Below are 25,906 nucleotides of genomic sequence, written 5' to 3'. Positions count from 1 at the left end.
AATAGGAGGTAGAAAATGGAACACTACAGATCACATGTGCTAATTTGTGCTGGTACTGGTTGTATATCATCAGGCTCTAAAAAAGTTGAGGCCGCACTCCGGGAACAATTAACGCAAAAAGGTCTTGATAAAGAAGTAAAGATTGTGGAAACTGGTTGCCATGGTTTTTGTGAAATGGGACCATTGGTCATTGTTTATCCTGAAGGTGTATTTTACATTCATGTGCAAGAGACCGATGTTGCTGACATTGTAGAAGAGCATTTGTATAAAGGTCGTATTGTTGAACGTTTGTTATATAAAGAAATTGGTTCTCACGAGGGAATTCCAAATTACAAAGATATTGATTTCTATAAGAAGCAAATGCGTATCATTTTGGCGAATTGCGGTCATATTGATCCTGAGGAGATTAATGACTACATTGCTATAGGCGGTTATGAAGCCTTAGGTACAGCACTGACAACAATGAACCCTGATGAGGTTATTGATGAAGTTAAAAAATCTGGACTCCGGGGCCGTGGGGGTGGCGGTTTCCCTAGCGGTCTAAAATGGGGCTTTGCTCGGAAAACGCCTGGAGAGAAAAAATATGTAATATGTAATGCGGACGAGGGAGACCCAGGCGCATTTATGGATCGCAGCCTACTAGAAGGTGATCCTCACCGTGTGCTGGAAGGTATGGCGATCTGCGGTTATGCAATTGGTGCAGATGAAGGTTATCTTTATGTGCGGGCTGAATATCCTTTGGCCATTAAACGCTTAAGAATTGCCATTAAGCAGGCTGAAGAATTAGGTCTTATTGGTGATAATATCTTTGGCTCAGGTTTTAATTTCCACTTAAAAATTAAAGAAGGTGCAGGAGCTTTCGTATGTGGCGAAGAAACCGCCCTGATGGCTTCCATAGAAGGACAACGTGGTGTGCCGCGGTCACGTCCTCCATTCCCGGCAGTTTCTGGTTTGTGGGGTAAACCAACTAATATTAATAATGTAGAAACCTTTGCCAATGTGCCACAAATTATTACAAAGGGTGCTGATTGGTATGCGTCAATTGGTACTGAGCATAGTAAGGGCACCAAGGTATTTGCGCTGACAGGCCGTATTAATCATACCGGTCTGGCTGAAGTACCAATGGGTATTACCATGCGTCAGATTATTTATGATATTGGTGGCGGTATTCCAGCGGGTAAGAAGTTTAAAGCCGTGCAAATTGGTGGTCCGTCTGGCGGTTGTCTGCCAGAGGAACTGCTAGATATGTCTGTTGATTATGATTCATTAATTAAAGTCGGTGCCATGATGGGCTCAGGGGGCCTAGTTGTTATGGATGAAACAACGTGCATGGTGGATATCTCTAAATTTTTCTTAAGCTTTACACAAGCAGAATCTTGTGGCAAATGTACGCCTTGTCGTGAAGGTACCAAACGTATGCTGGAAATTCTGACTCGCATTACGGAAGGCCAAGGTAAAGAAGGGGATATTGAGCTGTTAGAAGTCCTGGCCAAAAATATTAAAACTACGGCACTTTGCGGCCTCGGGCAAACAGCACCCAATCCAGTGCTAAGCACATTACGATATTTCCGTCATGAATATGAAGCTCATATAAAAGAAAAATGTTGTCCAGCAGGGGCTTGTACCGGATTGACCCAATATAATATTAGTGAAGTGTGTAAAGGTTGTGGCTTATGCACAAAAGAATGTCCGGTAGTAGCCATAAGTGGTGAAAAGAAAGGGTTGCACATAATTGATCAAGAAAAATGTATCAAATGTGGCGCTTGTATGGCTAAATGTCCGTTTAAAGCGATAACTAAGGGATGATTTTGACAAATGGGAGGGAATGCGATGGAAATGGTTAATATAACAATTGATGGACAACCGGTGCAAGTGGCTAAAAGCGCGACTGTGCTGGAAGCAGCGCAGACTGTAGGCATAAATATACCCACACTCTGTTATCATCCGGAACTCAGGACGGCAGGAAAATGCCGGGTATGTATGGTAGAAGTAGAAGGCGCCCGAAGTTTGGTCGCATCATGTGTATATCCCGTCAACGAAGGCATGGTGGTGCGCACGACAACTGCGGGGGTGCGTGAGGCTCGTAGATTAGTTGTAGAATTATTACTTGCCAATCATCCCCAGGATTGCTTATCTTGTCAGCGTAACTTAAATTGTGAACTACAGACGATAGCTGCCGATCTTGGGATTCGTAAAGGGCGATTTGAGGGTCAACGAAAAAGTTATCCCCTTGATGAATCAAATCCATCTCTGGTACGTGATCAAAGTAAATGTATTCTCTGTGGTCGTTGTGTGCGGGTTTGCAGTGATCGCCAGGGTATGAATGTATATAGCTTTGCGAATCGTGGTTTTAATACTACGGTAGTACCTGCTTTCAATCAAGGATTGCATGAAGTGGCTTGTACCTTCTGTGGACAGTGCGCTGCTGTATGCCCGACAGGTGCTATTACAATCAAAGATGATACCGAAGCTGTATGGCGTGAACTAAGTGATCCTAGTAAACATGTGGTTGTCCAAACCGCGCCAGCTGTGCGGGTAGCCCTTGGTGAGGCCTTGGATTTACCGCAAGGTACGATCGTAACTGGTAAAATGGTCGCAGCTCTCAGGAGACTTGGGTTCGATCGCGTATTTGATACCAATTTTAGTGCTGATTTAACGATTATGGAAGAAGGTTTTGAACTGTTAGATCGCCTGAAGAATGGTGGCAAATTGCCGATGATCACCTCATGTAGCCCAGGGTGGGTTAATTTCGCCGAACTTAAGTATCCTGATTTATTAGAACATCTGTCCACTGCGAAATCACCTCAGCAAATGTTTGGTGCCTTGGTTAAAACCTATTATGCAGAAAAAGCAGGGATTGATCCTAAGGATATTATTTCGGTGGCTGTTATGCCGTGTACAGCCAAGAAGGCTGAAGCTGGGCGGGAAGAATTTAGATCAAGCGGTTATCAGGATGTTGATTATGTATTAACTACCAGTGAACTGGCCATGATGATTCGTGAACAAGGCCTTAATTTTAACGCATTACCAAGTGAAGAGTATGATGCACCGATGGGTATCAGTACAGGTGCTGGGGTTATCTTTGGGGCGACAGGCGGAGTTATGGAGGCTGCCCTGCGAACAGTTTATGAAGTCGTGACAGGTAAAGAGTTAGAATGCATCGACTTTAAAACAGTGCGTGGTTTAGAAGGGATAAAAGAAGCTGAGGTACAAGTTGGTGACTTAACAATAAAAGTGGCAGTGGCCCATACCTTAAGTAATGCTAAAATCCTCATGGAAAAAGTCCGTAAAGGTGAGGCTGATTATCACTTTATTGAGATTATGGCTTGTCCAGGTGGCTGTATCGGTGGCGCTGGTCAACCTATCGTCATGGCGACAGAATTACGTCAAAAGAGAATAGATGCCATTTATCAGTGTGATACTGCTAATACTATGCGCAAGTCCCATCAGAATCCGGCAGTAACAGAATTGTATGATACTTGGCTGGGTGAACCACTAGGGGAAAAATCTCATCATCTGTTGCATACCCATTATCATCCGCAAAAACGGGTGTAAAATAATAACATTACAATCCGCCACCTGACTCGTATTGTAGCGCCTGGAAAAACATTAGATGATTTTGAGCGAGGCTGGATTTGATACTAAGCTTATAGTTATACTCAGAGATGACCTTTTAACATGAAAATTACTACTGGTGAGGTTAAAATGGAAATTAAAAAGATTGAAATTCATAAGAAGCAATTTCTTGATTTACTATTATTGGCAGATGAACAAGAAGACATGATTGATAGGTACTTAGACTACGGGGATATGTTTGCTTTATATGATGGTGACTTAAAGAGTGTCTGTGTGGTAACGTGTGAACCCAATGGCATTTGCGAATTAAAGAATATGGCCACTTATAGCCAATATCAAGGGCAAGGTTACGGTAAGCATCTTTTGAACTATATTTCTGACTATTATAAAGGAAAATACCAAATTATGTTTGTTGGAACTGGTGAAAGTCCTATCACTATTTCATTTTACAAGGCTTGTGGGTTTATACAATCGCACCGGGTCAAGAATTTCTTTACGGACAACTATGATCATCCTATTTTCGAATGCGGTATGCAGCTTGTGGATATGATTTATCTTAAGAAAGAATTATAAGATATGAAGATTATTAAAGCCCAACAATTTATTTTGTGCTGGGGGGAAATACAGGGACAGGGATGTTGTTTTCAATCATGAAACATAGTCCCTGTCCCTGTGTTTTTTAGTCACTTCATTTTATATCTTTCTAACCGCTGAAAAAGTGTTCCGGTATGTATTTCAAACAAATGATTGTCGAAGTCATAAAAATACAATGATCTGCCTTCGCCTTCCACGCGTGGCCGGGGTGGTTTAAAATCTACACCCATTCGTCGAATACGTGATTCATAGGTTTCAAAATCTGCTTCTGATATTTTAAATGCGATGTGGTTGTATGTACGAGTAGGAAGGGACTCTCCTTCCATAATTGCGATCCATTGCTCGCCAATCTTGAAGAATTTCTCTCTCGATATCGAGAATGTAGTATCTCCGCTAGAGTAAACTTCTTCTGCTTCAAATATTTGTTTGAAAAATTTAGTCGCAAGCTCAAGGTCTCTAACAATAAAAGTAACGTGACTGATGCCTTCTATCATATTATCTCCTCCTATGAATTCGTTGTTTTACCATCTTTTGTAAGATCGGTATCACCTCATCCATTCTGTTAATGGTGCGTCATGCCAAGTGTAAGAACCTCGTTCGCCTTTAAGAAAATATTATTCATTGCATAGCTATCCTATAGACAACGCTCCCAACCCAATGACCATCGCGCTTGCGCCGATGACACGAATCTTTATATTTCCTTCTGATAGCAGTCTGGCCCCCATTGCAGTGCCTATTAGAATGCTGATTTCTCTCGCTGGTGCGATATAACTTACAGGACTGAATACCATAGCAGTTAAAACCAAAATATACGCCAATGGGCATAAAATAGCTACACTAATAGCTTCGATTTTGTGACTGGCCCATTGGTCTTTTACTTTGTCCCAATTTTTAAACGCATATGGAGTTAAGAGAAATACTCGTCCTAAGTTTGCCGACCAATCAAGAAGTAAAGGTGGTATCAGGAAGGTGCTGACAGCCAATTTGTCTGAGAGCGTATATCCAGCAATCATAGTGCCGCAGAGAAGAGCAAATATCATTGGTTTGCGGGCGGTAGGTTCCGCCAACTTAAAGGGACTCCCCGTGATTACAACAATCCCTAATCCAATCAATACCGTTCCGACAAGCGCTACTGCGGATGGATGTTCGCCTAAAACTACAATGGCTGCAATAGTCGAAAGCATAGGGCCCGTACCGCGAGCGAGAGGATAGATGAGCGAAAGATCACCAATCCGATAGCCTTTGTCCAACAAGATATAATATAAAGAGTGCAGTATAGCGCTGCCTAGCATAAACCCTAATTGATGCCATCCGATAATCGGCTTTTGTACGGCGATTATCCATAAAGCTAACGGGAAATAAAGTACAGTGGAAAGAGCGGCGAATAGCCAAATAAAGGCTGTACCACCGCATGCTTTTTTGGCTAAATAATTCCAGGTAGCATGACCGAAGGCAGCAATCAGGATAAGAACAATAGCTGAACCTGTCATATAATCCCTCCAATGGAAATATTCATTTGACGATTAGCTTTATTAATGATAGTTTTACATATATAGAATAATGCTGTAAAGTTCAAATATTTTGCAATATATATTAATTTTTTCTATATATCTAAGAGGTGTTTTTATGTACTTTCCTGGGATTGAGGCATTTTTAGCTATCGTAAAGACCGAAAATTTAAGCAAGGCAGCGGAATTCTTGCATTTATCGCAAGCAACAGTAAGCTATCGGTTAAAGACCCTGGAGCAGGAAATGGGTGGCCTCTTGGTGGAGAGAAGAAAGGGGGCATCAAAAATCAGCCTGACTCCAAAAGGGGAAAATTTTTTTTACATTGCGGAAAGATGGGATGCTCTCTGGCGGGAAACTCAAATCTTACAGGCCAGTGACTCACAGTTAAGTCTAGCAATTAGTGTTGCTGAAAGTATAAGTCATTTTGTTTTGCCGCCTTTATATCGCATGTTAAATCAGCATAATCCACCGATACGACTGCAAATTCGGACTCAGCATACGCAGGAAGCATTTGATAGTATTGAGCGACGCGAGATGGATGTGGCGTTTGTGGTACGAGAAATAGTATCGCCGTGTGTCACGGTTAAACCGTTTTTTGCTGAAGAAATGATGCTGTTGCGTCCTGCTGCACCGGGACGTCAGGAAGGGGATACCGTTGAAATAAAAGAATTGGCACCGCAACACGAAGTCTTCATAATTTGGAATAAAGAATTTCAATTCAAGCATGATCAGTGGTGGGATCCGCTTTGCCCTTCCCGCATTCATCTAGATTCGGCAGGACTTATCACCACTTTTATGAAGGACGTCAGGCAATGGACTATAGTCCCGGTTTCTGTGGGCGCACACATGGTACAGGGTGGACAGTTTGTTCTTCAGAAGTTATCAGAACCAGTTCCGCAAAGAATATGCTATAAGGCCACCCATAAATTTCCTTACCCGGCTTTAAGCAAGACTCTCTGCATTCTTGACCATTATCTGCAAACTCTATTTGGAGTATAGGGTTGTCACCCCCCCAATTATCTGCCTAAAGGGCTCTTATTTTTATTGTACCAAAACTATAATAACTGATTGAGCTTGCTTTCAGGCTCTTCACCATTCTCTATACGTTTTATATTATTCACAAAGAAATCATATCTTTTTTTATGGAATTTGAAACCGTCAGGCATGCCTGCCGTATGAGGAGTAAGTATCACATTACCCAGATTCCGTAGTTCACTGTCAGTTGGAAGCGGTTCAGATTCAAACACATCCAGACATGCGCCTGAAATGTCCCTGTTTTTTAATGCATCTATCAAGTCTCTTTCATTCACAATCCCGCCGCGGGCTGTATTGATAAACAGTGCGGTATTTTTCATTTTCTTGAATACCGCTTTGTTGATCAGCTGTTTGGTTTGCTGATTCAGGGGTATATGTACACTTACTATGTCCGATGCGCTTACAAGATTATCGAAATCCGTCATTTTCACAAAACCGTCAGACTGTACAACGGCATTTCTAGCATAAGCCAGCACATTCATATCAAAAACCCTGCAAAACTCAGCTACTTTTTTACCGATGGCGCCCAAGCCAATAATCCCAATCGTTTTGCCCTTTAATTCACTCCCTGTATAGTCCAATTGATTTACATCCATCCTGTTTTTCATGAAAGCATCAAGAAACGGTATGTTTTTATAATAAGATAATATCAGTGCCATTACGTGCTCGGCCACTGCCTGTGCATTCACTCCTGCAGCATTGGCCACCCAAATGCCGTGCTGCGTGCAGGCATCGATATCTACATTATCAAATCCTGCACCCGTCTGTACCAATTTTAATTTTTTTGCTATAGAAAGCAGGCTGCGGTCCACTTTAATATGTTCAGGTATGATTACCTGGCAATCTTCAATATGATGCAGCATTTCTTTTCCGGGCGGGACAATTACAATGTCCCAGTCTTCCGGAAAATGTCTTGCAATATTTGATTTTGAGGTCTCGGTAAAATAGCCGACTATGAGAATCTTCATTACTAAACCACCTTTCATGTTCTATACCATGCTTCGAAGAAAACCCGTTTGATGTTTGCAATTACAAGCCCGGCATCTTCTCCGTCATATACTGCGAGAGAAATAGCAGGAATTTTTTTGTACGACGATTATCCATAAAGCTAACGGGAAATAGCCGATCCTGTCATATAATCCGCCCAATGAAAATAATCATTTGACGATTAGCTTTATTAATGATAATTTTACATATATAGAATAATGCTGTAAAGTTTAAATATTTTGTAATATATATTAACTTTTTCTATATATTAAGAGGTGAGAGTATAAGCCACACACAAAACGACCCCTTGCTTTTTGGGGGGCGAGCCTTTACGCGAATCTCTAATTTTGCGTATCAGTATCATGACTCTATCAAATGGCAGTATGTTTGTGGGAACATGAAAGGTAAGTGTTTGAATTTTGAATATATCAGACAAGGATTATATGAGTATTGAGAAAGACAGACATATGGAATTTCGCAGAAGCATTATTGAAGGCGTGGAAATCAAGAGATGTAGAAACAACCCCCATGCATATAAGTCTCATGTCCATAATGAACTTTCATTAGGGTATATCATAGAAGGATCCACTGATTTAACATTGAAAGATAGGACTATCCTTTATGGAACAGGTGATGGTATCATTATTCCACCATTGATGACTCACAGATGTGCACCGAAAGATATCAATCACTGGGCATACATTATGTTATTTGTTGATCCCAGTTACTATGGCGATTTAGTAAGTTTTAATCAAGCAAAAAAGTTAACAGGTAATCAGGTTCAGAAATTAATAGGCTTTATTGAACAACTACTAACGGAAAAGGTTCCAGACACATTGGAAAATATACTTATAGAATTATTGATAGAGCTTGGAGAAAAGGATATTTCGGAAACTACTGCTACAAATACAATAGATATTGTAAAAACGATCCATGAATATATATTAAATCACGTGAATGACGTTATAACATTGGATAAACTTCAGCAAATAACAGGGCTAAATAAGTTTACAATAATAAGGAATTATAAGAAATTATATGTCACTACACCTGCTGCATACCATCTACAATATCGAGTAGCTGAAGCAAAAAGGTTATTAAGTAAAGGTGTAGACGTGTTTGAAATTTGTGAGGGATTAAATTTTTATGACCAAGCCCATTTAATTCGAGAATTTAAAAAAATGTATGGTATTACGCCAGTAACATATTTAGAGCAATTAAAAGGATAGTGTCAATTTTATACAATACAGCTCCTTATTATTTAGCTAATCTAAGCTGAGTAAAGATAAGGAGTGTGCCTATGAATAGAATTAAATTAGTACTTGTTATGATTATATGGGGGAGTTTGGGGGTATTTACAAGATCTATTCCATTGTCCGCTTTAAGCTTAGCTTTTCTAAGGGCATTAATTGCATTGCCGGTTCTTTTTGTTGCAATGAAAATGAAAAAAGCAGACAAGGTGAAATTGTCGCTTTTGAAACCCTATCTTATTTCAGGTGTACTACTGGGTTTTGGCTGGTTAACCTTGTTCTATGGATTTAAGCATACCAGTATTTTATCTGCTGTTATGATCTACAACATGTGCCCGGTTTATGTAATGATATTTGCACCACTGGTATTGAAAGAGACTATCTCAAAGATTCAAATTGCAGTGATTTTCGTCTCGTTTCTGGGTCTCTTTCTGATTGTAGGTCATAACTTACTTGAAGGTTACGGGTACATGGGAATGGCACTCAGTGCTATTTCAGGGATGCTTTATGCAACCATTATTCTTATTAACCGCAGCATTAAAGTCAGGGTGGATAATCAAACTGCTACATTAGTGCAAATATTTACAGCGATGATTGTTTTACTGCCATTTGTATTGATTGATGGAAATATTTTAACGGTTGTAGACTTGGATACTATAGCAGTTATTTATACCATTCTATTGGGTATATTACATACAGGTGTGGCCTATAGCATGTTCTTTTCCCTCTATACACATATGAAATCTGTTGAAATAGTGTCCTACAGTTATTTAGAGCCTTTATTTGGGATTCTATTCAGTGTGATTTTTGTCGGAGAGACATTAAAATTCCCGCAGATTATTGGCGGGATTTTGATATTGGGTTCAACCTATATTGGGGAAATGCTTAAGGATAGAGAATTATCTAAAGAAAAAGATTCTACCCAGATGGGATAGGGGGACGGCAGGTAGTGTTTGAAGTTAGTTTATTAAGAAAATAATTTAAAAGTAACCAAGATGGCAAGTGCCATCTTGGTTACTTTTAAATTATTATTGAATAAGAGGATTAGGAGGTTTGGGAGGATTGGCATTAGGATCTGGATTCTGAAAAGCTGGTGGCTGAGGATTCTTAATATCAAAATATTTTCCAGGGGTAGACAGATCAAAATAGAGACGTGCATTTTCATCCACACCCCAATCTTTAGTGGAACCTGTTCCCTGTATTTGATTGAATGCTTGTCGGAATAAGGTGTTATGAGCTTCTTCACGATTAAGTAGAAAGTCGATCGTATTTCTGACATGTTGATCTTCAATTTGGCGATAAAGATATTCGTAAACAACTTTGGCTCGTTGCTCTGCTGCAATATTTGATAATAGATCTGCTGCCAAATCTCCTGTGACATTTACATAGGCAGCCGTCCAAAGGTAGCCTGAGGCATTTGCCATCAGCGGATTTAGTCCAGTTAGAACATGACTTTGAATGTGACCTGCTTGTGTGCCTTCTGCATCTAAATCATGACCGTTCAATAAATTTATAGTTGTTGCTACCATTTCCATATGACTTAGTTCCTCAGAAGCGATATCCATGAATAAATCTTTTATTGCTACGTCTTTAATGCGGAAACTTTGTGCCATATACTGCATGGCAGCTTTCATTTCTCCTTGAGGTCCACCCAATTGCTCAGTTAGCATGGCTGCATAAGTAGGATTTGCTTTTTCTACTCGAACATCTTTTAGAAGCTGTTTGTCATGTTTAAACATTAATACCATCTCCTGTCATTTACAATAATCTATCAATGTTAGTATCAGTATTAATGGTATTAATATACTCCACTTAATTAATAAACGATTTTTTTCTAACTTACTAGACAGAGAGTTTTTTATGTATAAGCTTATGATTAAATTGGTATATTGTCAGGATACTTAGGAAGCAAAGATACTGAAATAAAAAAATCTACTAAAGGAAAGTATTTAACCCTCTAGTAGATTTTTAAGTTATCCTTCAAATCTTGGTCTTGTTGGATCACAGTCAGGCATTTTTACATTGGATACTTCCGAGAGTTTAATTAGAAAATAACACTCTTCTCGTAACATGTGATCTGGTATTAGAGGCACTATGGTACCAAGTCCTTCCTTTGTCGTATATAATTGTCGTAACTTACATAAAAATTCTCGGAACATATTAATCTTAATTTCTACTTCAGAATTGTATCGGCATAGAGCTGGGAATTCTTTTAGTCCCGTGCGTAAATATCCATTAAGTTCCACGGCTTTATCATACAAATCTCTAAATTGTTTTAAAAATTCATTACTTTTTTTCTTTAATTCCGTTTCAGTATCATCAAATCCAGATAGGAGAGCGTTTGCATGTCCTTGTGCATCTTTTACCCATAAGAGTTCATGGTGTAGGGGATGCATGAAAGGTAGCGAATTTTCACAATGAAAAAATTCTAGAATTCTTAAATATTCTTCCAATTCATTCACCATGTGGTTAAGGAAAGTGGGGGGGAAGTGAAAATCGTTTTTGTCTATTAGATGCCTTGAAAGTAAGTGTAGTTTAAATTCTCTTAGTTCTTTGGCACACTGAAATGCGGTACTTGTTATTTCCACGATTTGATGTGGCTCTTTAATTTTTCGTGATTGATCCAGAAGTTGATCAAAGATAGTAATAAAACTATAAGCTCTATTGATTTCGTCTTTTTCCTTGGGGGACAAGTTGCTGAAAATAAATCTTCCGTGATCTCCTAAAGTTTGAAGCCAAAATAGATGCTCAAACAAAATTGCTTGACTGCTCGGGTTATTCATCATTTGGCTGTCTCCTTCTTTTCCATAGCGTTATTTTACTTATAGTATATGAATTATGTATTCTCTTTGTTCTAATAGCTAATCTAAGGAATATAGATAATAAAATTTAAAACTTAGAAATACTAAGAAGAAGTAAAAGGAGGTCTTTATGATGGCTGAAAATCATTCAAAAGAAAAAAATCTAGCAAATCCCATTGAGAGGCATGATACTGCGGCTTGGCGCGGTCATATCGAAAAGATATAGTTTTTATCATGAATTGAAATAATTTCAGCTATTTCTTCAAGAGAAAAATGATAGCTCTTTAAGCGATTAATTAGCAGCATTTGACGAACCTGTGACACGTCATAAAATCTATAACCAGTATCTTGGTTTATGTGGCTTGGGTTTATCAAGTCAATGTCGTCATAATGTAGCAATGTTCTTGTTGTAACACTGCATATCTTAGAGAATTCTCCTATAGAAAGCACTTTGCACCCTCCAATTATTTTAGTATTACTAGCTAGCTTAATATAAGTATAGTACGTTAATGTCAATAGTTCTTATTAGAAATGGATATTGATAGTGAGGAGTATCGTATGATGTTATTACCAACTGAATACTAAATAGTTTAAATAAAACATAGTCCCTGTCTCTGTGTTTTTTCGTAAACATTTTAGTATATAATATCAGCTATATTTAGATTTATTTTGACTAAATAAAAAGGGTTATTCCATTTATTGGAGAAACAATGAATTAAATGGAGTATATTGTATTTAAAGTAAGATTATAACAGATGAATGATAAAAGGAGGAAAACGATATTGCAGAAAAAAGCATTTATTTTAGTGGTAGTATGTTTGTTACTTATCTCAATAATAATAGGAGGTTGTACCGTTATGGAGCCTAAAGCGGTAACGACAACTAACAAATATCCGGAGAAACCCATTACCATAATCGTACCTTTTAGCGCTGGGGGTTCTCTGGATCTGATAGCTCGGGCACTAGAAAAGACAGCCATCCAGCATTTGGGCCAACCACTGATTGTTGTTAACAAGCCTGGAGGAGCAGGAACCTTAGCCTGGAATGAACTGGCTGGGACTACACCGGATGGCTATACCATTGGTATTACCGGCGTTGAAATCATATTACATCCAATGTACAGCCTGACTAAATACAATTATCCCACCGCATTAGAGCCGCTTGCACAAGTTTCGTCGTCACCATTTATAATGGTAGTTCAAGCTAATCAGCCTTGGCAAAATGTTGACGATTTAGTAAAGGATGCTCGCCAGCATCCAGGCCAATTTAAATTTGGTAACAGTGGTGTAGGTTCGTTGCCGCATTTGCTTAGCGAAATGTTCGCACAATCGACTGGCATTACTCTTCAGCCTGTTCCTTTTCAAGGCGGATCAGAATCGTTGAGATCTTTACTGGGGGGGCATGTTCAGGCTATTTTTACGAGTACGGCAATAGTCAGAGAGCATCTGAAAAATGGCACGCTAAGAGCGTTGGCAGTGACTGGAGAACAGCGGTTAGCTGATCCTGTTTTTGCGAATGTGCCAACATTTAAAGAGCTAGGGAAAGATATTGTATTTAGTTATTGGATAGGCGTGGCAGCTCCTAAGGAAATGCCTCTTGAGGTAAAAGATAAGCTAGCTAATGGTTTAAAAGCTATCATTGCTGAGCCGGAATTCCAAAAAAATGTAGAGAATAATGGACTGCAATTTGAATATTTGAATCCCGAAGAATCCCAAACAAAATGGCTGTACGATAACCAAACGTTATCTAAAACAGTACGAGAAACTGGTATTTTAGAGCGAATAAAGGAGCAAAAAAAATAACTTAGAAAAAGGTACCGTCTTGCTTTCGAGCGAGGCGGTACCTTTTTATTGTAAAGAACCACCAGCTATGCTGGTGAGAGGGGAAGAGCTTTAGCGGTGAGACGTGAAAAAAAGACCTCCTAATTGTGCTAATATAGATGTGGTTTCGTCAGCCAATCTAAAAAGCCAAGGGAGGTCGTGTCCAATGGACAATAATAGCTTAGCACATACAAAATGGAATTGTAAATATCATGTAGTATTTTCTCCAAAGTATAGAAGACGAGAAATTTACGGAAATTTGAAAGTAGAAATAGGAAAGATCTTAAGAGAACTATGTAAATGGAAAGGAGTAGAAATAATAGAAGCAAATGCGTGTATCGATCATATACATATGTTATTATCGATACCGCCAAAGATAAGTGTATCAAGTTTTATAGGATTTTTAAAAGGAAAGAGTAGCCTAATGCTATTTGAGAGACATAGTAATTTAAAATATAAATTTGGCAATCGCCATTTTTGGTGTAGAGGATATTATGTAGATACGGTGGGACGCAATAAAAAAGTGATACAAGAATATATCAAAAATCAGATTCAAGAAGATATGATAGCGGATCAAATTAGTATAAAAGAGTATAAGGACCCTTTTAAGGGTGACGAGTAACAGCTTTTGCAACTGGCGAAACCGTCGTGTATCTTAAGATACCGGCTAGTCATATCCCCTTATAGGGGTGGAACAAGCCGCCCGCTAAGCGGGCGGTCTTGACTTACCAGCATTTACAATTTGATTTACACCCATCAAAACTCAACAGAAACACAGGGAGAAACACAGGGACAGGGATGTTGTTTTCAATCATGAAATATAGTCCCTGTCCCTGTGTTTTCTTCTTAGATATTTTTGCTGAAGAACGCGAAAAATCTATTGCCGGTTTTAAAAAATATATGAATGAACAAGCTGATGATAATTGTATTGAAATTAAGGAAGTAAAAAGCATAACAGATGAAGATACTAAGAAAATGATACAAAAGTATGCAAATATTAAGATGCCTACCGAATTGCAGAACATGGAAAGAACAAGACGAGCTGCTTTCGCCAGAGATTGGCTTGAAAATAATTGATAAATTTTAAACAAAACAAGGAGGAATTGAAATGTCAGAGAGCTGTATGATTGGACCAACAAAATTCGAAGAGTACTCGGAGAAGTACAAAGACTTTTTATTAATGAGCCGTCGTGACGGAATAATCGAGGTGCGATTGCACACCGACGGAGGGCCGTATCAACATTCTTGGGAAGCCCATACTGCATGGGCTCATGCATGGTCAGATATTGGCCGCGACCATGAAAACGAGGTAATGATTATTTCTGGAACAGGGGATAAATGGGTAGTAGGAAACCCCGATGTCTGGAAAACAAAATTTATGGATTGGCCTAAGCAAAAGAAACTCGAACAGTATCATGAATCGATGAGACTGCTTGAAAATATGATATTCTGCATTGACATCCCCACAATCGGGGCGATAAATGGCCCGGGAACGCACTGTGAAATCGCAACTCTCTGCGATATTACGATTTGTACAGAAGACGCAGATTTTTTTGATCCGCATTTTCTGGGAGGCACACCTCCTGGTGATGGAATGTTGCTTACGCTGCAGAACATGATAGGTTTTAAGAAAGCAGCATACTACGCATACACTGGCAAGAATATCAATGGTCAAACAGCATTGGACCTAGGCATAGTTAGTGAAGTGCTGCCCCGCGAAAAGCTTCTTCCTCGCGCATGGGAACTTGCGGAGATGATAATGCAGGCACCTCGTTCAGCGAGACATCTTTCACATTCAATTATATCCCGTCCTTGGAAAAAAGCCCTGGTCAGTGATCAAGGGTTCCAGCTTACTCACCAAATGTACGACATGGCCATTGATGAAGAAGGTGTTCTTGAGAGACTCATAAAAATGCAAGGACGTTTAATGGGCAAAAAAGATCAAGAGTAGTAAATTGGTGTTGAAAGTAAAGAAATAATGACAGAGGGGACGTTCCTTTTTTGCAACTTTCTACCAGAAGAAAATAATGCGACAGGGGACGGTTGGTTTCTGTCGCATTATTCTAGGGACAGGGATGTTGTTTTCAATCATGAAACATAGTCCCTGTCCCTGTTTTTTTCTATGGAGTGATCGACAACAGTGAGATGTCAAGGGGACGGGGTTATCGACATTGGAATTATTGAGAGGCTGTCGATAACCCCGTCCCCTTGTAAGATAAAAGCTATCATTGCTGAGCCGGAATTCCAAAAAAATGTAGAGAATAATGGACTGCAATTTGAATATTTGAATCCCGAAGAATCCCAAGCAAAATGGCTGTACGATAACCAAACATTATCTAAAATAGTACGAGAAACTGGTATTTTAGAGCGAATTAAGGAGCAAAAAAAATAACTTAGAAAAAGGTACCGTCTTGCTTTCGAGCGAGGCGGTTATTTTTATTTACCAGCATTTACAATTTGATTTTCACCCATCAAAACTCAACAGAAATACAGGGACAGGGATGTTGTTTTCAATCATGAAACATAGTCCCTGTCCCTGTGTTTTTCTGTGTTTTTCCCTTATCAAGGATAATCGGTCAATTGAGGAATTAGGTTATGGGTATTGTAGGATACATCCTATTGATAAAAACATAATTTTCAAGTAAAGAGATAATTGAAGGGCGTGTCGCAAAACGTTTTTTGAAAAAACGCAATGCGACACGCCTTTTTTGAGCAAAAAGGAAGGAAAAACAGTAGGAAGAATGAAAAAAAGGAGACAAGAGCCAGTTTATGGACACAACAAAATAGAGGAAGCCTCTTCCCCTAAGAAAAACTCGATATGAATTGGTCAGGATGCTTTTGGAATATGCAAGTAGGTCCCACACCGGTCGCTTTGGATTTTGTTATGGAGCTTGTTTACGTTATACCCCATGCATAGTAATAGAAACTCGGTTTGCACCTTTACGCGGCCCCTCATCAGAAATCGCCGAAATCCCATGTCCTGTTTGAGCACCCCGAAAGCTCCCTCCACCTGAATGGAGCGGTTCATCCGAAGCATAACACCCTCCTCACCCTTGATACGTGCCTGCATTTCTTCACGTTGACGCAAAAAGGTTTTGGATACATACAGGTTCTTGCTTCGTTCTTCGAGGGGAGTCTTGCTCGCTCCCTTGATGCATTGGGCCTTATGCGGACAGCCGGCACAATCTGGACAGGTGTATACGGTTGTCACGATGGGATATCCGGCCTTAGATCGGGTCTTTTTTTCATAAGCTGCCTGGATCGGGCGCCCCATGTGACATAGGTAGCTATCGGTCTTTGCATTGTAGTGCATGTTCTCTCGCTTGCCGATGTCTGCCCTATATTTCTTCGTCTTGGCCTTCTCATAATTCGCGGGCTTTATAAATGCGATTTGGTTGTTTTGCTCGCACCATGTGTAATTTTCCTCACTCTCAAAGCCCGCATCCGCTACGGGTTTTGTATACCCCAGTCCCTTGAGCGTCTCCAACATCGGGATCAACATTTGGCTGTCGCTTCGGTCCTGACCGATCATTGTGGATACTATATATTCCGCGTCCACCGCCAGTATCGCGTTGTAGCCCGGTTTAAGCTGACCATTTTTCATATGATCTTCTTTCATCCGCATGAAGGTGGCGTCTCTGTCCGTCTTGGAAAAGCTGTTGCGTTCTCCAAAGCTATGATTATAGTCATTATACTTTTTCTGCCGAGCAAGGTATTGGTCTACCGTTTGAAGCGCCCGCTGCAGCGAAGTCTTACGCTGTCCTTTGCCGTGAACAAAAACAATACGGCGTTCAGCTTGCAGTGCTTTTAGCCGTTTGCGCAGCTTTTTTAGGTCTTTGGGCTTTATCACCTGGCCGACATAAAAGCGAATCCCAAACTCCGCTGCTAGCGCCGGCAACTCTTCTTTCATCTTCTTCTGCATCTTCTCTTCATTTTTTTGCGTCGATTTCTTCCAGACAAAGCTGTATCGGTTCGCATTGGCCTCCAATTTGGTTCCGTCTATGAAAACGCTTGACAGCGACAGTTCTCCCGCATCGGTCAACAGTTGCACAAGCTGGGCAAACAGATCGTCCACGACCTCTGCCAGCCGTTCGCTGCGAAACCGTGCGATCGTCGCGTGATCTGGTGCTTTTCTCCGGCCTAGCAGATACATGAAGTTGACGTCCCGCCGGCATGCCTGCTCGAGCTTGCGGCTCGAATAGATGCCGTTCATGTATCCATATACAAGTATCTTGAACAGACATTTCGGTGACATCTCGATTCTCCCCATTCGGGAGTACGCAGCGTACAATTTGCTGTAATTCATCCTTTCTAGCACCGCGTTGAGCAACCGCACCGAATCATCTGCCGGAATCATTTCGCCAATGTCCATCGGTATTACTAGTTGATATACATTTGAGTCTACTGTATAATCTAGTTGTAATTTCTTAGATTTCACAAACTTGATTTTACAACAAAAGACGGCTTCCAGCTACTGCTGGTTGCCGTCTTTTGTTTTTTAGGGTTGTCTTAGCGCGACAGCCCCTTTGTTTTTTTGTAGGAATAGATCGTGGAAAAATAAAAGGTATAGAATTAGAGAAAAGGACAAGGGGATGGAGGTAGTATCTGCTAATAAGGGAATTGTTGAAAGAAATTGCAGGACAGAACCACCGTCCCCGCGTCTTGTTTCGTCCCCGCGTCTTGTTTTGCCATAAAGGAAGAGTATTCATACTTATTTACACAAAATTTTTTTACAGCCTCGGAGAGTTTTTTACAAAGTGTCGTCATATACTTTTATTTAAAATCAGATTGCTGTTATTCGATCCCACAATATGCTTTTCGATTTGGGTATAAAAGCATATTGTACCTAATGAAATGAGAGCAAAAATACAGAGTGCCTGTTCTGAACCTAAATACTGAAGTAAAGCTCCTCCTATGATTGGACCGATGGATTTACCTAGATACATAAATCCCATACAGCCAAAATATGAGCCTCTTAATTCTTCTGGTGCGATACTATCCATAAAGATACCACCGATTGAAAACAAGAAGATTTCTCCTATGGTAAATATAATTTGGTTGATAATATACAAAGGTATATACATTCCAGAAAATGCTGTACCCATAAGGCCTCCCGCTATAAACACGCAACCAACTTTCATCAGATATACAGGGGAATATTTTTTCAAGTAGTAATTAACAAGCGGGATTTGTAAAAAAATCACCGTTACTGCATTAACAACTAATATGATTGTAAATACATCAGCATGACCAAACCTTTGCATTAGAATTTGCCCTAATATTGATTCTAGCTGCACATAACATAAAAACGCAAATATTCCACCAATAATATAAAATCTTAAAACTTTATCATCGACCAATGTCTTAGCTGTAGTACTAAATCTTATATTAATACCGCTTGGTTTTACTGAATTAATAGTTTTTGATTTTATCATAAACAAAATAAAATAGGACATACATAAGGCACCAGCAATATAGAAGCCTAACATGGTTCCTGATACACCAATCATTGCACCAATAATAGGGCCGATTGCAGCACCCACGTTTACAGCAGTATAGCGGATGTTGAAAACTGCTAACTTTTCCGATTCTTCCACTATATCAGATAGCATGGCTTGTGCCATAGTTTCAGACCATACACGAAATAATCCGGCAAAAATATTTATAATGCAAAATAAAATACTAATTATGCTTGGTTCTAATGGCATGGTACCACTTAAGCCAAAGCCCCAAAACGTTAAAGCATATAAAAATAATGAAAGTCCAAGCATATAACGTTTACCATATTTATCAGATAAAACGCCACCAAAGAAGCCACCGAATGTATGTGAAATATATGATGCACCGACGATCAGACCTGTTTCAGATAAACTGATACCTAATGTAAAATGCAAATATATTGACATGAAGGGTATGCTCATAGATGTACCAATTCTCAATAAAAAAATCCCCATAATAATAATCCAGACTAATTGGTTAAACTTGTACTGATTTATTCTCATAAGCGGCTCCTTTGTACGATGATTTTTATTTATATAATATAAAAAGCTCTCGCCCTGAAGAAATCAGGGGTGAGAGCTTTTGCTCGCATGGTTCCACCCTGCTTATGCCAAGTGAAATAATGTCACTTTAAACATCGCTTAAATACCTAAGTAACGCTAGGTTTACGGCTATGCTTATTGAAAGTTGAAACACTTTGTTCAGCATGCAACTCAAGAGTGGTCTTCTCTATTCACTCCTAAAGGACGCTTTCAGCCGATGACGTCCCATCTCTGCTAGGTTTATAAATAGATACTCTCTCTATCACAGTTTTTAATTGATATATTTTAGTAAATATTACTATAAGTTTAAAAAAATATCAATTTAAAATTTACAGAAACACAGGGACAGGGATGTTGTTTTCAATCGTATTTCAGCGGAATTCTTCGCTCTACATAGATCCCTGTAATCTAATGGGATTTAGCAGCCCAATTTGGGCAACGAAATATTTTGACCTAATTAAGAAGATGTCAAGGGGACGGGGTTATCGACACTGGAATTATTGAGAGGCTGTCGACAACCCCGTCCCTTTGACACTCTTGAAATACCAAAATCAATTGTTAGTGAATGAGAGACAGTCCTTTCCTCAGACCTGAAAGAAATAAGAAAAGAGATAATGGGGAAATAAAACTGGAATTTCAAATACTAATTAATAGGAAAGAAATATGGGATATCGTCTTAATGAGTCGAAGAACTGTCCCCTGACTCTTTTAGCAGGATTTAGCATTGATAAAGAGAAGCTACTATAATAAATTAGTTAGTAAGTTTATTATAGTGGCTTCTCTTTTCGTTGACGTAGTAATAGAAAGACAATTAGGAACTTATCGATTTTGAATGGGACAAGGAACCTGTCCCTGTGTCCCTTATAGTGGGATAGAGAACCTGCTCCCTTGTCCCATTCAAACCGTGAAATGGTAAGAAAGGTGCAAGTGTCAAAGGGCCTGTCCCCTTGACATGTCCCCTTGACATGCAATGATAGAGGAATAGACAATAGTTAGAGCTGATCAAAAAACAATATAAATGACAAAACCCTGAAAAGCAGCCTAGCCTTGCAGGAATTTTGTATTTTAATGGTAAATAGGATAGAAATATGGTATACCGCTATATAGAATCGGAGGTAAGTTATGAGTGTTATTAAATACATTCTTAGTTTAGTTGTAGGGATATTGGTGGGCTGGGGGGCAAAGTTTTTTGTTCAGGGAGTTTCTTGGGAGCAACTCAAGTCCATTAATAATAACTATGCCAATATAATCGGTCTTCTCATTAGCACTATTGCTGCAATCGTGACAACGGTCTATGTTATCTTTACTTACCGCCAAATGAGAGCTTCCGAGAGGGCGACTGCTTTAGCTGAGCAGTCTGCCACATGTTCACAAATAGCTTTAGAAACAAACCAAGACATGGTTGCGTCTATGAAATTGCAGTTGAAGCAAGCAAATCACCCCTGCCTTAGTCCATCTATTAAACGAACTATAGGCACTGATTGCTTCTATGAAAACCGCCGTCAACTCTATATCACAGTTGAAGTGAAGAATATAGGGAATGGCCCCGCAATATCAATCTATGGGTTTGCCTGGTTTGTACTTAAGCACACACAGCAAAGGGCGTCATCTTTGGTTCCTATGGAGTTTGTTCCCAGCTATAAACCGCACTTAGAGGTTGGTAAAAAATGCGAATGCAGAATGCGCTTTGAGACAAAGGAAATCGAGGCACTGTTGGAGGATTTAAGAATTTCTAATGATTTAAATATGGATCGAATCCAGAATAGACCGTCAGATCACCCATATCCAGGAACTGACTTACTCATCAAAATTTACTATCGAAATATATCTAATCAGTGGTATGAGATATCGTACCAACGCGAGATTTATTCGATAGTGACAGAAAAAAAGGAATCAGAAGAAGACGATGGTTATCCTTATACATTCGTTGGGGAAAAAGAAGTGCCCCCCGACGAGTTGTTGCCTACCGATGTGTTTAAACTACAATTAGTCAGTGAGGCATTTTCGGGTTTAGATATAAAGATGGTAGAAGCGAGTGTAATTCAATCTCTTCTAATCGCTTATGAAGAATATCTACCAAATCCTTTTACAATGAGAAGTACTATTCAGTAAAATATATACATTTGAGATTAATAAGAAGTATCTTAATTGACATCATACTTGATATTTTAGAGTTAATAGTGATATACGACCAACTCCTGCAAAGCAACCTAGCCTTGCAGGAGTTTTGTAAACGAACCGTCCGTCCCTCTGCTTCTTTCCGAATTGCGTAGCCCTTCTACCCGGAGGGCTAGATCGTGAGGTCTGCCTCTACTCGACTTTGCTTCTTAGAAAAACATTTTCTTTAAAAAATGTTTTAAAATTTTAGAACTTATTGTAAAATAATTATGGGGTTTTCTCTTATTTCTCCCTAGTGGAGAAATGATTCTTTTTTAAAAGAATATTAATCAATAGTAACACAATAAGTTTTTTCTTAACAATATCAAAATTTGATATTGTTGATTCGTAGAAGTACGGATGTTAAGTTCATCTTAAGAGAAAGCCCCGTTTACTATTTATGGAGGGTTTTATAGTGGAGTATATAGATAATATTTCAAAAAAAATATGGATTACAAGGCTATGTAGAATAGAGGCGTCAAAAAGACTTGATTCAAATGATTCATTTACTCAAGCTCTACTCATCTATTATTCTGCAATAATTACAGCTTTATCGATATGGGTCTTTTTCATAGAGAAAACAAGTCAAAATAATGAATCGAAAGCGTCGTTAATTCTCTTAATTTCGTCTATCGCTTTGACTATGTATTCAACATTTATTGTATCAAAAGCTTATAAAGAAAGAGCAATTAAAATGAAATATAACTACATAGCCTTAGATGCGCTGTCAAAAGATATGAATAAACTGAAAGCCGATTTTCAGGAAAATTTTATTGAAAAGGATAAATTAATAAATGAAGCGGCTGAATTAGATAAAAAATATTTATCACTTTTACAAGAAGCTGAAAATCACACTGGTTATGATTATTTAAAAGCAATATGCGATGATAAGGATGTAACAATGACAAAATTTTGTAAAGTAAAGTATACTTATTTTAAAGCGAAAGAAATTATAACAATGCTAATTTGCTTCATTGGTCCACTTTTTGTTATCTATACTTATATAAAGTGGTGATTAAAATTAATGCTGATAATACTTTGGATATTTTGAAGCAAAAATTTAGTGAAGATAATATAAAACAATTCTATTTGGAACATAATTTCAGCTCTGCCCCTGGAATTGACAGAATCAATAAAAGAATTTTTGATAGAAAATTAACTCAATATGTAAAGAGTATACACAAGAAAGTTTTAAATGAAACTTATAAGTTTAGTCCTTATAAGGAATCTCTAATATTAAAGAATCGTGAACAGTTACCAAGAGTGATTTCAATTCCGACAATCAGAGATAAATTAACTTTGAGGATTTTAAGAACTCTTATTCAAGATGTATTTTCGCCGGAAGTACAACATAGAATGATTCAACCTATTGTTGAGGAAATAAAACAGTGTATTTCTCAATATAATTATGTAATTAAACTTGATATAAAAGATTACTATCCATCTATTAATCATAAGATATTATTCGCTCAGATAAATAAAAAAATTAAAAGCCGTAAGGTGTTAAAACTTATCAGAGGAGCTATAACAACACCTACTGTTTTAGATAAGTGTAAGTCTAAAGAGTGTAAAAAGAATAAGCGTGGAATACCACAAGGGCTCCCTATTTCCAATATATTATCCAGTATTTATTTAATTCAGATGGATAAGAAATTCTCACAGTTAAACAATCTAAAATATTTTAGGTTTGTAGATGATATACTTATTCTTTGCAGAGCAGATAATTATCAACAAATTAAAGAAGATATCCTTAATGAAATAAAAAGCAACTACTCACTAAAGGTAAATGCTAAAAAAACTGAAGCACATGAAATTACTAAAGAATTCTCCTATCTGGGATACTCATTTAAAGGACCTATTGTTTCAGTGAGAGAAAAATCTAAAAGAAAGTTAGAGAACTCACTTGAAAATTTATTTATAGATTATAAAAATTCAGGTTTTAAGAGAACGTCTTTTTTCTTGTGGAAACTCAATCTCAGAATAACGGGATGTATAAGTGATAACAAGAAATATGGATGGGTTTTCTTCTTCTCCCAAATAACTCAACTTTCGATTTTATTTCATTTCGACTGGATTATAAAAAAACTAATTAAGAGATTTGAACTTGAGACAAAACTTGATGGAAAAAAAATAAAAAGGTTTGTAAGGACTTATCATGAAATGATTAATAATTTGAATGAAACAGGATATATTCCGAATTTCGACAATTTCCTATTGGTAGATAAAGAGAAATTTTTAAAAGAGATGGAAGTAGAATTACCGGAGTGGAATGAAGTTAATATTACTCATGCTTTTAAATGCATTGTTTTTAGCTCGGTACGAGAACTAGAAAGAGATATACAAAATCTGCGTGACCGATATTAGATGCTATTACTTTTTTCTTTAATTGGCATAGAAAACTGGATTATATCAACCTCTAAATCATCAACAATAGCAAATAGTACACTTAGTAGAACAGGGAGCTTATGTTTATTCGGAGATGTAAAAAAGCTTATCTCTGAGTGTCGTCTTGCATAAAGGTTGTCAGTCATTATAGATTTATATTAATGCCACTAAATTAAGTGCCAATTGTAAGGGCTAAAAAGAAGCGGGAAAAATCGTTTTACGATTTTTTCCGCTTCTTTTGTTGCTTCGCATCCCAAAAGATAATTTCAAGTGCCGCTTTGATTTTTTCTTTATCTTCTTTAGTTAGTAGTATGCCATCAAATAGGACTTCTGACTGCTCGAGGAAATTAATTAAATCCTTGGGTGTTTTTTCATTTGTAGATTGAGTGAATTGGGAATTTGATTCTATATGTCCAGCTATATTTAAGAGAAATTCATGTGAGACACCAAGACAGGGAGCAAGCTTCTTTAATGTCGCTGGTCCTGGTTTTTGAATGTTATTAATTATTCTAGATAGAGTGGCAATAGTCACGCCTGAGGCTTTGTGTAGTTGTCCTAAACTTTCATATCCGGCTTCTAAGCGAAGTTTATCAATTGTTTTTCCTATTTCAGACATGATACACCTCCCTTTTTATTATAACAATAATATTGCGTCTACGTAATGTTACGAGAATGTAAATGTTATTATAAAATTATTGCGGTCTCGTAATGAATGTGTTATTATATTTACGAGGGCGTAATAAAAGGATGATAGGATGGCTAACAAAATTAAATTGAAACTTGCTGAATTTAATGAAGTAGTTAAAAAGGAAAAATGGAGTGATGGAGAGTTAGCAATAAAAATGAGTGTGTCAACAACCCAAATATGGCGAGTGCGGTTACCGGATGATGATCCTCGTCATAATGATCCAGGTGGAGAATTTATAGCAGGTGCGTTAACAGCCTTTCCAGGTTTAAAGTTTAATGATCTATTTTTTTTAGTTACTGATTTACGAGAGCGTAACGAAAAGGGAAAGCCAAAGCAACTTAAAGAGGTGATGAAGAATTTCCAATAGGCAATCCTTATAATTCAACCAAATTATTCTACAAGAACCTAAAGAAAGATAAATTTTATTTGCAGGAGTAATTGCAAATGAAGGGAGTGTAGTAAATTTTACGCCCTAGGTTGGTACCTATAGTATATCGAAAAGAAAATACTAAATCCATTTTTGTAGACAATCTTTAAAGATCTTCTTACATCCTTGTATTACAAAAAAAAAGACTGGGAGGCAAAAAATGATCATCCATGAATCACTGATCGAATTAAACATGCAGTCGAAATACAAAGCTGAAATCATCGAAACCTTAGCCCAAAAAGCAAAGTCGCTTGGTCGTATTTGTGATGTTGCAAGGTTTACACAGGCGGTTTTTGCCCGAGAAGTGTTATTTCCTACTGCTATCGGTTATGGTATTGCCATTCCTCATGGCAAATGCAGCGATGTAGAGGTTCCCTTTATCGCTTTTGCCAGAAGCCAGGAAGAATTCGTTTGGGACAGTAGATCAGAACATGGAGTTAAACTTATCTTTCTAATTGGTGTACCAGAAGAGCAAGCCAGTGATCTGCATTTGAAAATCTTAGCCAATATTAGTAGAGGTCTGATGAATGACTCGTATCGGGAAAGGCTGGAACAGGCTGGGGATGTATGCGAAGTCATGAGAATATTTGAGGAAATGGGGTTGTAGGAGGAGAGAACAACGACACACCCCGCCTG

The 25,906-nt window shown here is 38.3% G+C and carries 26 protein-coding genes; 17 read left to right on the top strand and 9 right to left on the bottom strand.

Features of this window, described 5'->3' with window-relative positions:
* Positions 1–15: 15 nt before the first annotated feature.
* The 3 genes from nuoF to JBW_RS20000 all read left to right on the top strand — a co-directional run bounded on the left by nuoF (position 16) and on the right by JBW_RS20000 (position 4,149).
* Positions 16–1,806, top strand: a complete 1,791-nt coding sequence (gene nuoF, locus JBW_RS20010; RefSeq protein ID WP_007953235.1) for an NADH-quinone oxidoreductase subunit NuoF — start codon at positions 16–18, stop codon at positions 1,804–1,806.
* 24 nt (positions 1,807–1,830) lie between these two features.
* The gene (locus tag JBW_RS20005; RefSeq protein WP_007953234.1) at positions 1,831–3,555 is read left to right on the top strand and encodes an NADH-dependent [FeFe] hydrogenase, group A6; all 1,725 of its coding nucleotides are present in this window, start codon (positions 1,831–1,833) and stop codon (positions 3,553–3,555) included.
* 150 nt (positions 3,556–3,705) lie between these two features.
* Positions 3,706–4,149, top strand: a complete 444-nt coding sequence (locus JBW_RS20000; RefSeq protein ID WP_007953233.1) for a GNAT family N-acetyltransferase — start codon at positions 3,706–3,708, stop codon at positions 4,147–4,149.
* A gap of 110 nt (positions 4,150–4,259) precedes the next feature.
* On the opposite strand, the gene fosX is transcribed toward JBW_RS20000, so the two are convergent.
* Both fosX and JBW_RS19990 read right to left on the bottom strand, forming a co-directional pair.
* On the bottom strand, positions 4,260–4,664 hold the full coding sequence (gene fosX, locus JBW_RS19995) for a FosX/FosE/FosI family fosfomycin resistance hydrolase (RefSeq protein WP_007953232.1): 405 nt from the start codon (positions 4,662–4,664) through the stop codon (positions 4,260–4,262).
* A 135-nt stretch (positions 4,665–4,799) separates the two neighbouring features.
* Complete coding sequence (locus tag JBW_RS19990; RefSeq protein ID WP_007953229.1) at positions 4,800–5,660, bottom strand: EamA family transporter; 861 nt, start codon at positions 5,658–5,660, stop codon at positions 4,800–4,802.
* Positions 5,661–5,796: 136 nt separating this feature from the next.
* Here JBW_RS19990 and JBW_RS19985 point away from each other — a divergent pair, with 136 nt between their 5' ends.
* Complete coding sequence (locus JBW_RS19985) at positions 5,797–6,678, top strand: LysR family transcriptional regulator (RefSeq protein ID WP_007953227.1); 882 nt, start codon at positions 5,797–5,799, stop codon at positions 6,676–6,678.
* Between the two features lie 56 nt (positions 6,679–6,734).
* Here the strand turns inward: JBW_RS19985 and JBW_RS19980 are convergent, their stop codons facing one another.
* Entirely contained in the window at positions 6,735–7,682 is a 948-nt protein-coding gene (locus tag JBW_RS19980; RefSeq protein WP_007953225.1) for an NAD(P)-dependent oxidoreductase, read from the bottom strand.
* 462 nt (positions 7,683–8,144) lie between these two features.
* Between JBW_RS19980 and JBW_RS19975 the strand changes: the two genes are divergently transcribed.
* Both JBW_RS19975 and JBW_RS19970 read left to right on the top strand, forming a co-directional pair.
* Positions 8,145–8,930, top strand: a complete 786-nt coding sequence (locus JBW_RS19975; protein ID WP_007953223.1) for an AraC family transcriptional regulator — start codon at positions 8,145–8,147, stop codon at positions 8,928–8,930.
* Positions 8,931–9,001: 71 nt separating this feature from the next.
* On the top strand, positions 9,002–9,886 hold the full coding sequence (locus tag JBW_RS19970) for a DMT family transporter (RefSeq protein ID WP_007953221.1): 885 nt from the start codon (positions 9,002–9,004) through the stop codon (positions 9,884–9,886).
* Positions 9,887–9,979: 93 nt separating this feature from the next.
* On the opposite strand, the gene JBW_RS19965 is transcribed toward JBW_RS19970, so the two are convergent.
* Positions 9,980–10,690, bottom strand: a complete 711-nt coding sequence (locus JBW_RS19965; RefSeq protein ID WP_007953219.1) for a manganese catalase family protein — start codon at positions 10,688–10,690, stop codon at positions 9,980–9,982.
* A gap of 234 nt (positions 10,691–10,924) precedes the next feature.
* The gene (locus JBW_RS19960) at positions 10,925–11,737 is read right to left on the bottom strand and encodes a DUF2935 domain-containing protein (RefSeq protein WP_007953218.1); all 813 of its coding nucleotides are present in this window, start codon (positions 11,735–11,737) and stop codon (positions 10,925–10,927) included.
* Between the two features lie 145 nt (positions 11,738–11,882).
* Here JBW_RS19960 and JBW_RS24225 point away from each other — a divergent pair, with 145 nt between their 5' ends.
* Complete coding sequence (locus JBW_RS24225) at positions 11,883–11,978, top strand: CDIF630_02480 family spore surface protein (protein WP_007953211.1); 96 nt, start codon at positions 11,883–11,885, stop codon at positions 11,976–11,978.
* Here JBW_RS24225 and JBW_RS26260 read toward each other — a convergent pair.
* On the bottom strand, positions 11,960–12,202 hold the full coding sequence (locus JBW_RS26260; protein ID WP_007953209.1) for a MerR family transcriptional regulator: 243 nt from the start codon (positions 12,200–12,202) through the stop codon (positions 11,960–11,962). The two genes, JBW_RS24225 and JBW_RS26260, sit on opposite strands and share 19 nt — an antisense overlap.
* A gap of 407 nt (positions 12,203–12,609) precedes the next feature.
* Here JBW_RS26260 and JBW_RS19950 point away from each other — a divergent pair, with 407 nt between their 5' ends.
* The 5 genes from JBW_RS19950 to JBW_RS19930 all read left to right on the top strand — a co-directional run bounded on the left by JBW_RS19950 (position 12,610) and on the right by JBW_RS19930 (position 15,964).
* Positions 12,610–13,554, top strand: a complete 945-nt coding sequence (locus tag JBW_RS19950) for a tripartite tricarboxylate transporter substrate binding protein (RefSeq protein ID WP_045820636.1) — start codon at positions 12,610–12,612, stop codon at positions 13,552–13,554.
* A gap of 184 nt (positions 13,555–13,738) precedes the next feature.
* Positions 13,739–14,194 carry an IS200/IS605 family transposase gene (gene tnpA, locus JBW_RS19945; RefSeq protein WP_007959490.1) on the top strand — a complete coding sequence of 152 codons (456 nt, stop codon included), beginning with the start codon at positions 13,739–13,741 and terminating at the stop codon, positions 14,192–14,194.
* A 191-nt stretch (positions 14,195–14,385) separates the two neighbouring features.
* Complete coding sequence (locus JBW_RS19940) at positions 14,386–14,649, top strand: hypothetical protein (protein ID WP_036681728.1); 264 nt, start codon at positions 14,386–14,388, stop codon at positions 14,647–14,649.
* A gap of 31 nt (positions 14,650–14,680) precedes the next feature.
* On the top strand, positions 14,681–15,523 hold the full coding sequence (locus tag JBW_RS19935) for an enoyl-CoA hydratase/isomerase family protein (RefSeq protein ID WP_007959492.1): 843 nt from the start codon (positions 14,681–14,683) through the stop codon (positions 15,521–15,523).
* Positions 15,524–15,712: 189 nt separating this feature from the next.
* Entirely contained in the window at positions 15,713–15,964 is a 252-nt protein-coding gene (locus JBW_RS19930; protein WP_045820635.1) for a hypothetical protein, read from the top strand.
* Positions 15,965–16,399: 435 nt separating this feature from the next.
* Here JBW_RS19930 and JBW_RS19925 read toward each other — a convergent pair whose 3' ends face one another.
* Together JBW_RS19925 and JBW_RS19920 are read right to left on the bottom strand one after the other, a co-directional pair.
* A complete protein-coding gene (locus tag JBW_RS19925) occupies positions 16,400–17,944 on the bottom strand; it encodes an IS1182 family transposase (RefSeq protein ID WP_144408417.1) in 1,545 nt (514 codons plus the stop codon).
* A 391-nt stretch (positions 17,945–18,335) separates the two neighbouring features.
* Entirely contained in the window at positions 18,336–19,526 is a 1,191-nt protein-coding gene (locus tag JBW_RS19920; RefSeq protein ID WP_158453473.1) for an MFS transporter, read from the bottom strand.
* 1,209 nt (positions 19,527–20,735) lie between these two features.
* Here JBW_RS19920 and JBW_RS19915 point away from each other — a divergent pair.
* The 3 genes from JBW_RS19915 to JBW_RS19905 all read left to right on the top strand — a co-directional run bounded on the left by JBW_RS19915 (position 20,736) and on the right by JBW_RS19905 (position 24,134).
* Positions 20,736–21,725: a hypothetical protein gene (locus tag JBW_RS19915; protein ID WP_007956324.1), complete on the top strand. Its 990-nt coding sequence runs from the start codon at positions 20,736–20,738 to the stop codon at positions 21,723–21,725.
* 460 nt (positions 21,726–22,185) lie between these two features.
* On the top strand, positions 22,186–22,785 hold the full coding sequence (locus JBW_RS19910) for an SLATT domain-containing protein (protein WP_007956322.1): 600 nt from the start codon (positions 22,186–22,188) through the stop codon (positions 22,783–22,785).
* 23 nt (positions 22,786–22,808) lie between these two features.
* Positions 22,809–24,134: a reverse transcriptase domain-containing protein gene (locus tag JBW_RS19905; RefSeq protein WP_052697340.1), complete on the top strand. Its 1,326-nt coding sequence runs from the start codon at positions 22,809–22,811 to the stop codon at positions 24,132–24,134.
* Positions 24,135–24,372: 238 nt separating this feature from the next.
* Here the strand turns inward: JBW_RS19905 and JBW_RS19900 are convergent, their stop codons facing one another.
* On the bottom strand, positions 24,373–24,771 hold the full coding sequence (locus JBW_RS19900; protein WP_007956319.1) for a helix-turn-helix domain-containing protein: 399 nt from the start codon (positions 24,769–24,771) through the stop codon (positions 24,373–24,375).
* A 139-nt stretch (positions 24,772–24,910) separates the two neighbouring features.
* On the opposite strand from JBW_RS19900, the gene JBW_RS25450 reads away from it, so the two are divergent.
* Together JBW_RS25450 and JBW_RS19890 are read left to right on the top strand one after the other, a co-directional pair.
* Positions 24,911–25,210: a hypothetical protein gene (locus tag JBW_RS25450; RefSeq protein WP_007956316.1), complete on the top strand. Its 300-nt coding sequence runs from the start codon at positions 24,911–24,913 to the stop codon at positions 25,208–25,210.
* A gap of 220 nt (positions 25,211–25,430) precedes the next feature.
* The gene (locus JBW_RS19890; RefSeq protein ID WP_007956314.1) at positions 25,431–25,877 is read left to right on the top strand and encodes a PTS sugar transporter subunit IIA; all 447 of its coding nucleotides are present in this window, start codon (positions 25,431–25,433) and stop codon (positions 25,875–25,877) included.
* The last annotated feature ends 29 nt before the right edge of the window (positions 25,878–25,906 follow it).

Origin of the sequence: Pelosinus fermentans JBW45, assembly GCF_000271665.2 — a bacterium.
Lineage (GTDB): Bacteria > Bacillota > Negativicutes > DSM-13327 > DSM-13327 > Pelosinus > Pelosinus baikalensis.
The sequence above is the reverse complement of the archived record's forward strand: the minus strand, read 5'-3'. Positions and strand labels throughout refer to the sequence as shown.

Coding starts and splice junctions, on each gene's coding strand:
- nuoF (WP_007953235.1), top strand. CDS start 16: ATGGAACACTACAGATCACATGTGCTAATTTGTGCTGGTACTGGTTGT.
- JBW_RS20005 (WP_007953234.1), top strand. CDS start 1,831: ATGGAAATGGTTAATATAACAATTGATGGACAACCGGTGCAAGTGGCT.
- JBW_RS20000 (WP_007953233.1), top strand. CDS start 3,706: ATGGAAATTAAAAAGATTGAAATTCATAAGAAGCAATTTCTTGATTTA.
- fosX (WP_007953232.1), bottom strand. CDS start 4,664: ATGATAGAAGGCATCAGTCACGTTACTTTTATTGTTAGAGACCTTGAG.
- JBW_RS19990 (WP_007953229.1), bottom strand. CDS start 5,660: ATGACAGGTTCAGCTATTGTTCTTATCCTGATTGCTGCCTTCGGTCAT.
- JBW_RS19985 (WP_007953227.1), top strand. CDS start 5,797: ATGTACTTTCCTGGGATTGAGGCATTTTTAGCTATCGTAAAGACCGAA.
- JBW_RS19980 (WP_007953225.1), bottom strand. CDS start 7,682: ATGAAGATTCTCATAGTCGGCTATTTTACCGAGACCTCAAAATCAAAT.
- JBW_RS19975 (WP_007953223.1), top strand. CDS start 8,145: ATGAGTATTGAGAAAGACAGACATATGGAATTTCGCAGAAGCATTATT.
- JBW_RS19970 (WP_007953221.1), top strand. CDS start 9,002: ATGAATAGAATTAAATTAGTACTTGTTATGATTATATGGGGGAGTTTG.
- JBW_RS19965 (WP_007953219.1), bottom strand. CDS start 10,690: ATGTTTAAACATGACAAACAGCTTCTAAAAGATGTTCGAGTAGAAAAA.
- JBW_RS19960 (WP_007953218.1), bottom strand. CDS start 11,737: ATGATGAATAACCCGAGCAGTCAAGCAATTTTGTTTGAGCATCTATTT.
- JBW_RS24225 (WP_007953211.1), top strand. CDS start 11,883: ATGATGGCTGAAAATCATTCAAAAGAAAAAAATCTAGCAAATCCCATT.
- JBW_RS19950 (WP_045820636.1), top strand. CDS start 12,610: ATGGAGCCTAAAGCGGTAACGACAACTAACAAATATCCGGAGAAACCC.
- tnpA (WP_007959490.1), top strand. CDS start 13,739: ATGGACAATAATAGCTTAGCACATACAAAATGGAATTGTAAATATCAT.
- JBW_RS19940 (WP_036681728.1), top strand. CDS start 14,386: ATGAAATATAGTCCCTGTCCCTGTGTTTTCTTCTTAGATATTTTTGCT.
- JBW_RS19935 (WP_007959492.1), top strand. CDS start 14,681: ATGTCAGAGAGCTGTATGATTGGACCAACAAAATTCGAAGAGTACTCG.
- JBW_RS19925 (WP_144408417.1), bottom strand. CDS start 17,944: ATGGACATTGGCGAAATGATTCCGGCAGATGATTCGGTGCGGTTGCTC.
- JBW_RS19920 (WP_158453473.1), bottom strand. CDS start 19,526: ATGGGGATTTTTTTATTGAGAATTGGTACATCTATGAGCATACCCTTC.
- JBW_RS19915 (WP_007956324.1), top strand. CDS start 20,736: ATGAGTGTTATTAAATACATTCTTAGTTTAGTTGTAGGGATATTGGTG.
- JBW_RS19900 (WP_007956319.1), bottom strand. CDS start 24,771: ATGTCTGAAATAGGAAAAACAATTGATAAACTTCGCTTAGAAGCCGGA.
- JBW_RS25450 (WP_007956316.1), top strand. CDS start 24,911: ATGGCTAACAAAATTAAATTGAAACTTGCTGAATTTAATGAAGTAGTT.
- JBW_RS19890 (WP_007956314.1), top strand. CDS start 25,431: ATGATCATCCATGAATCACTGATCGAATTAAACATGCAGTCGAAATAC.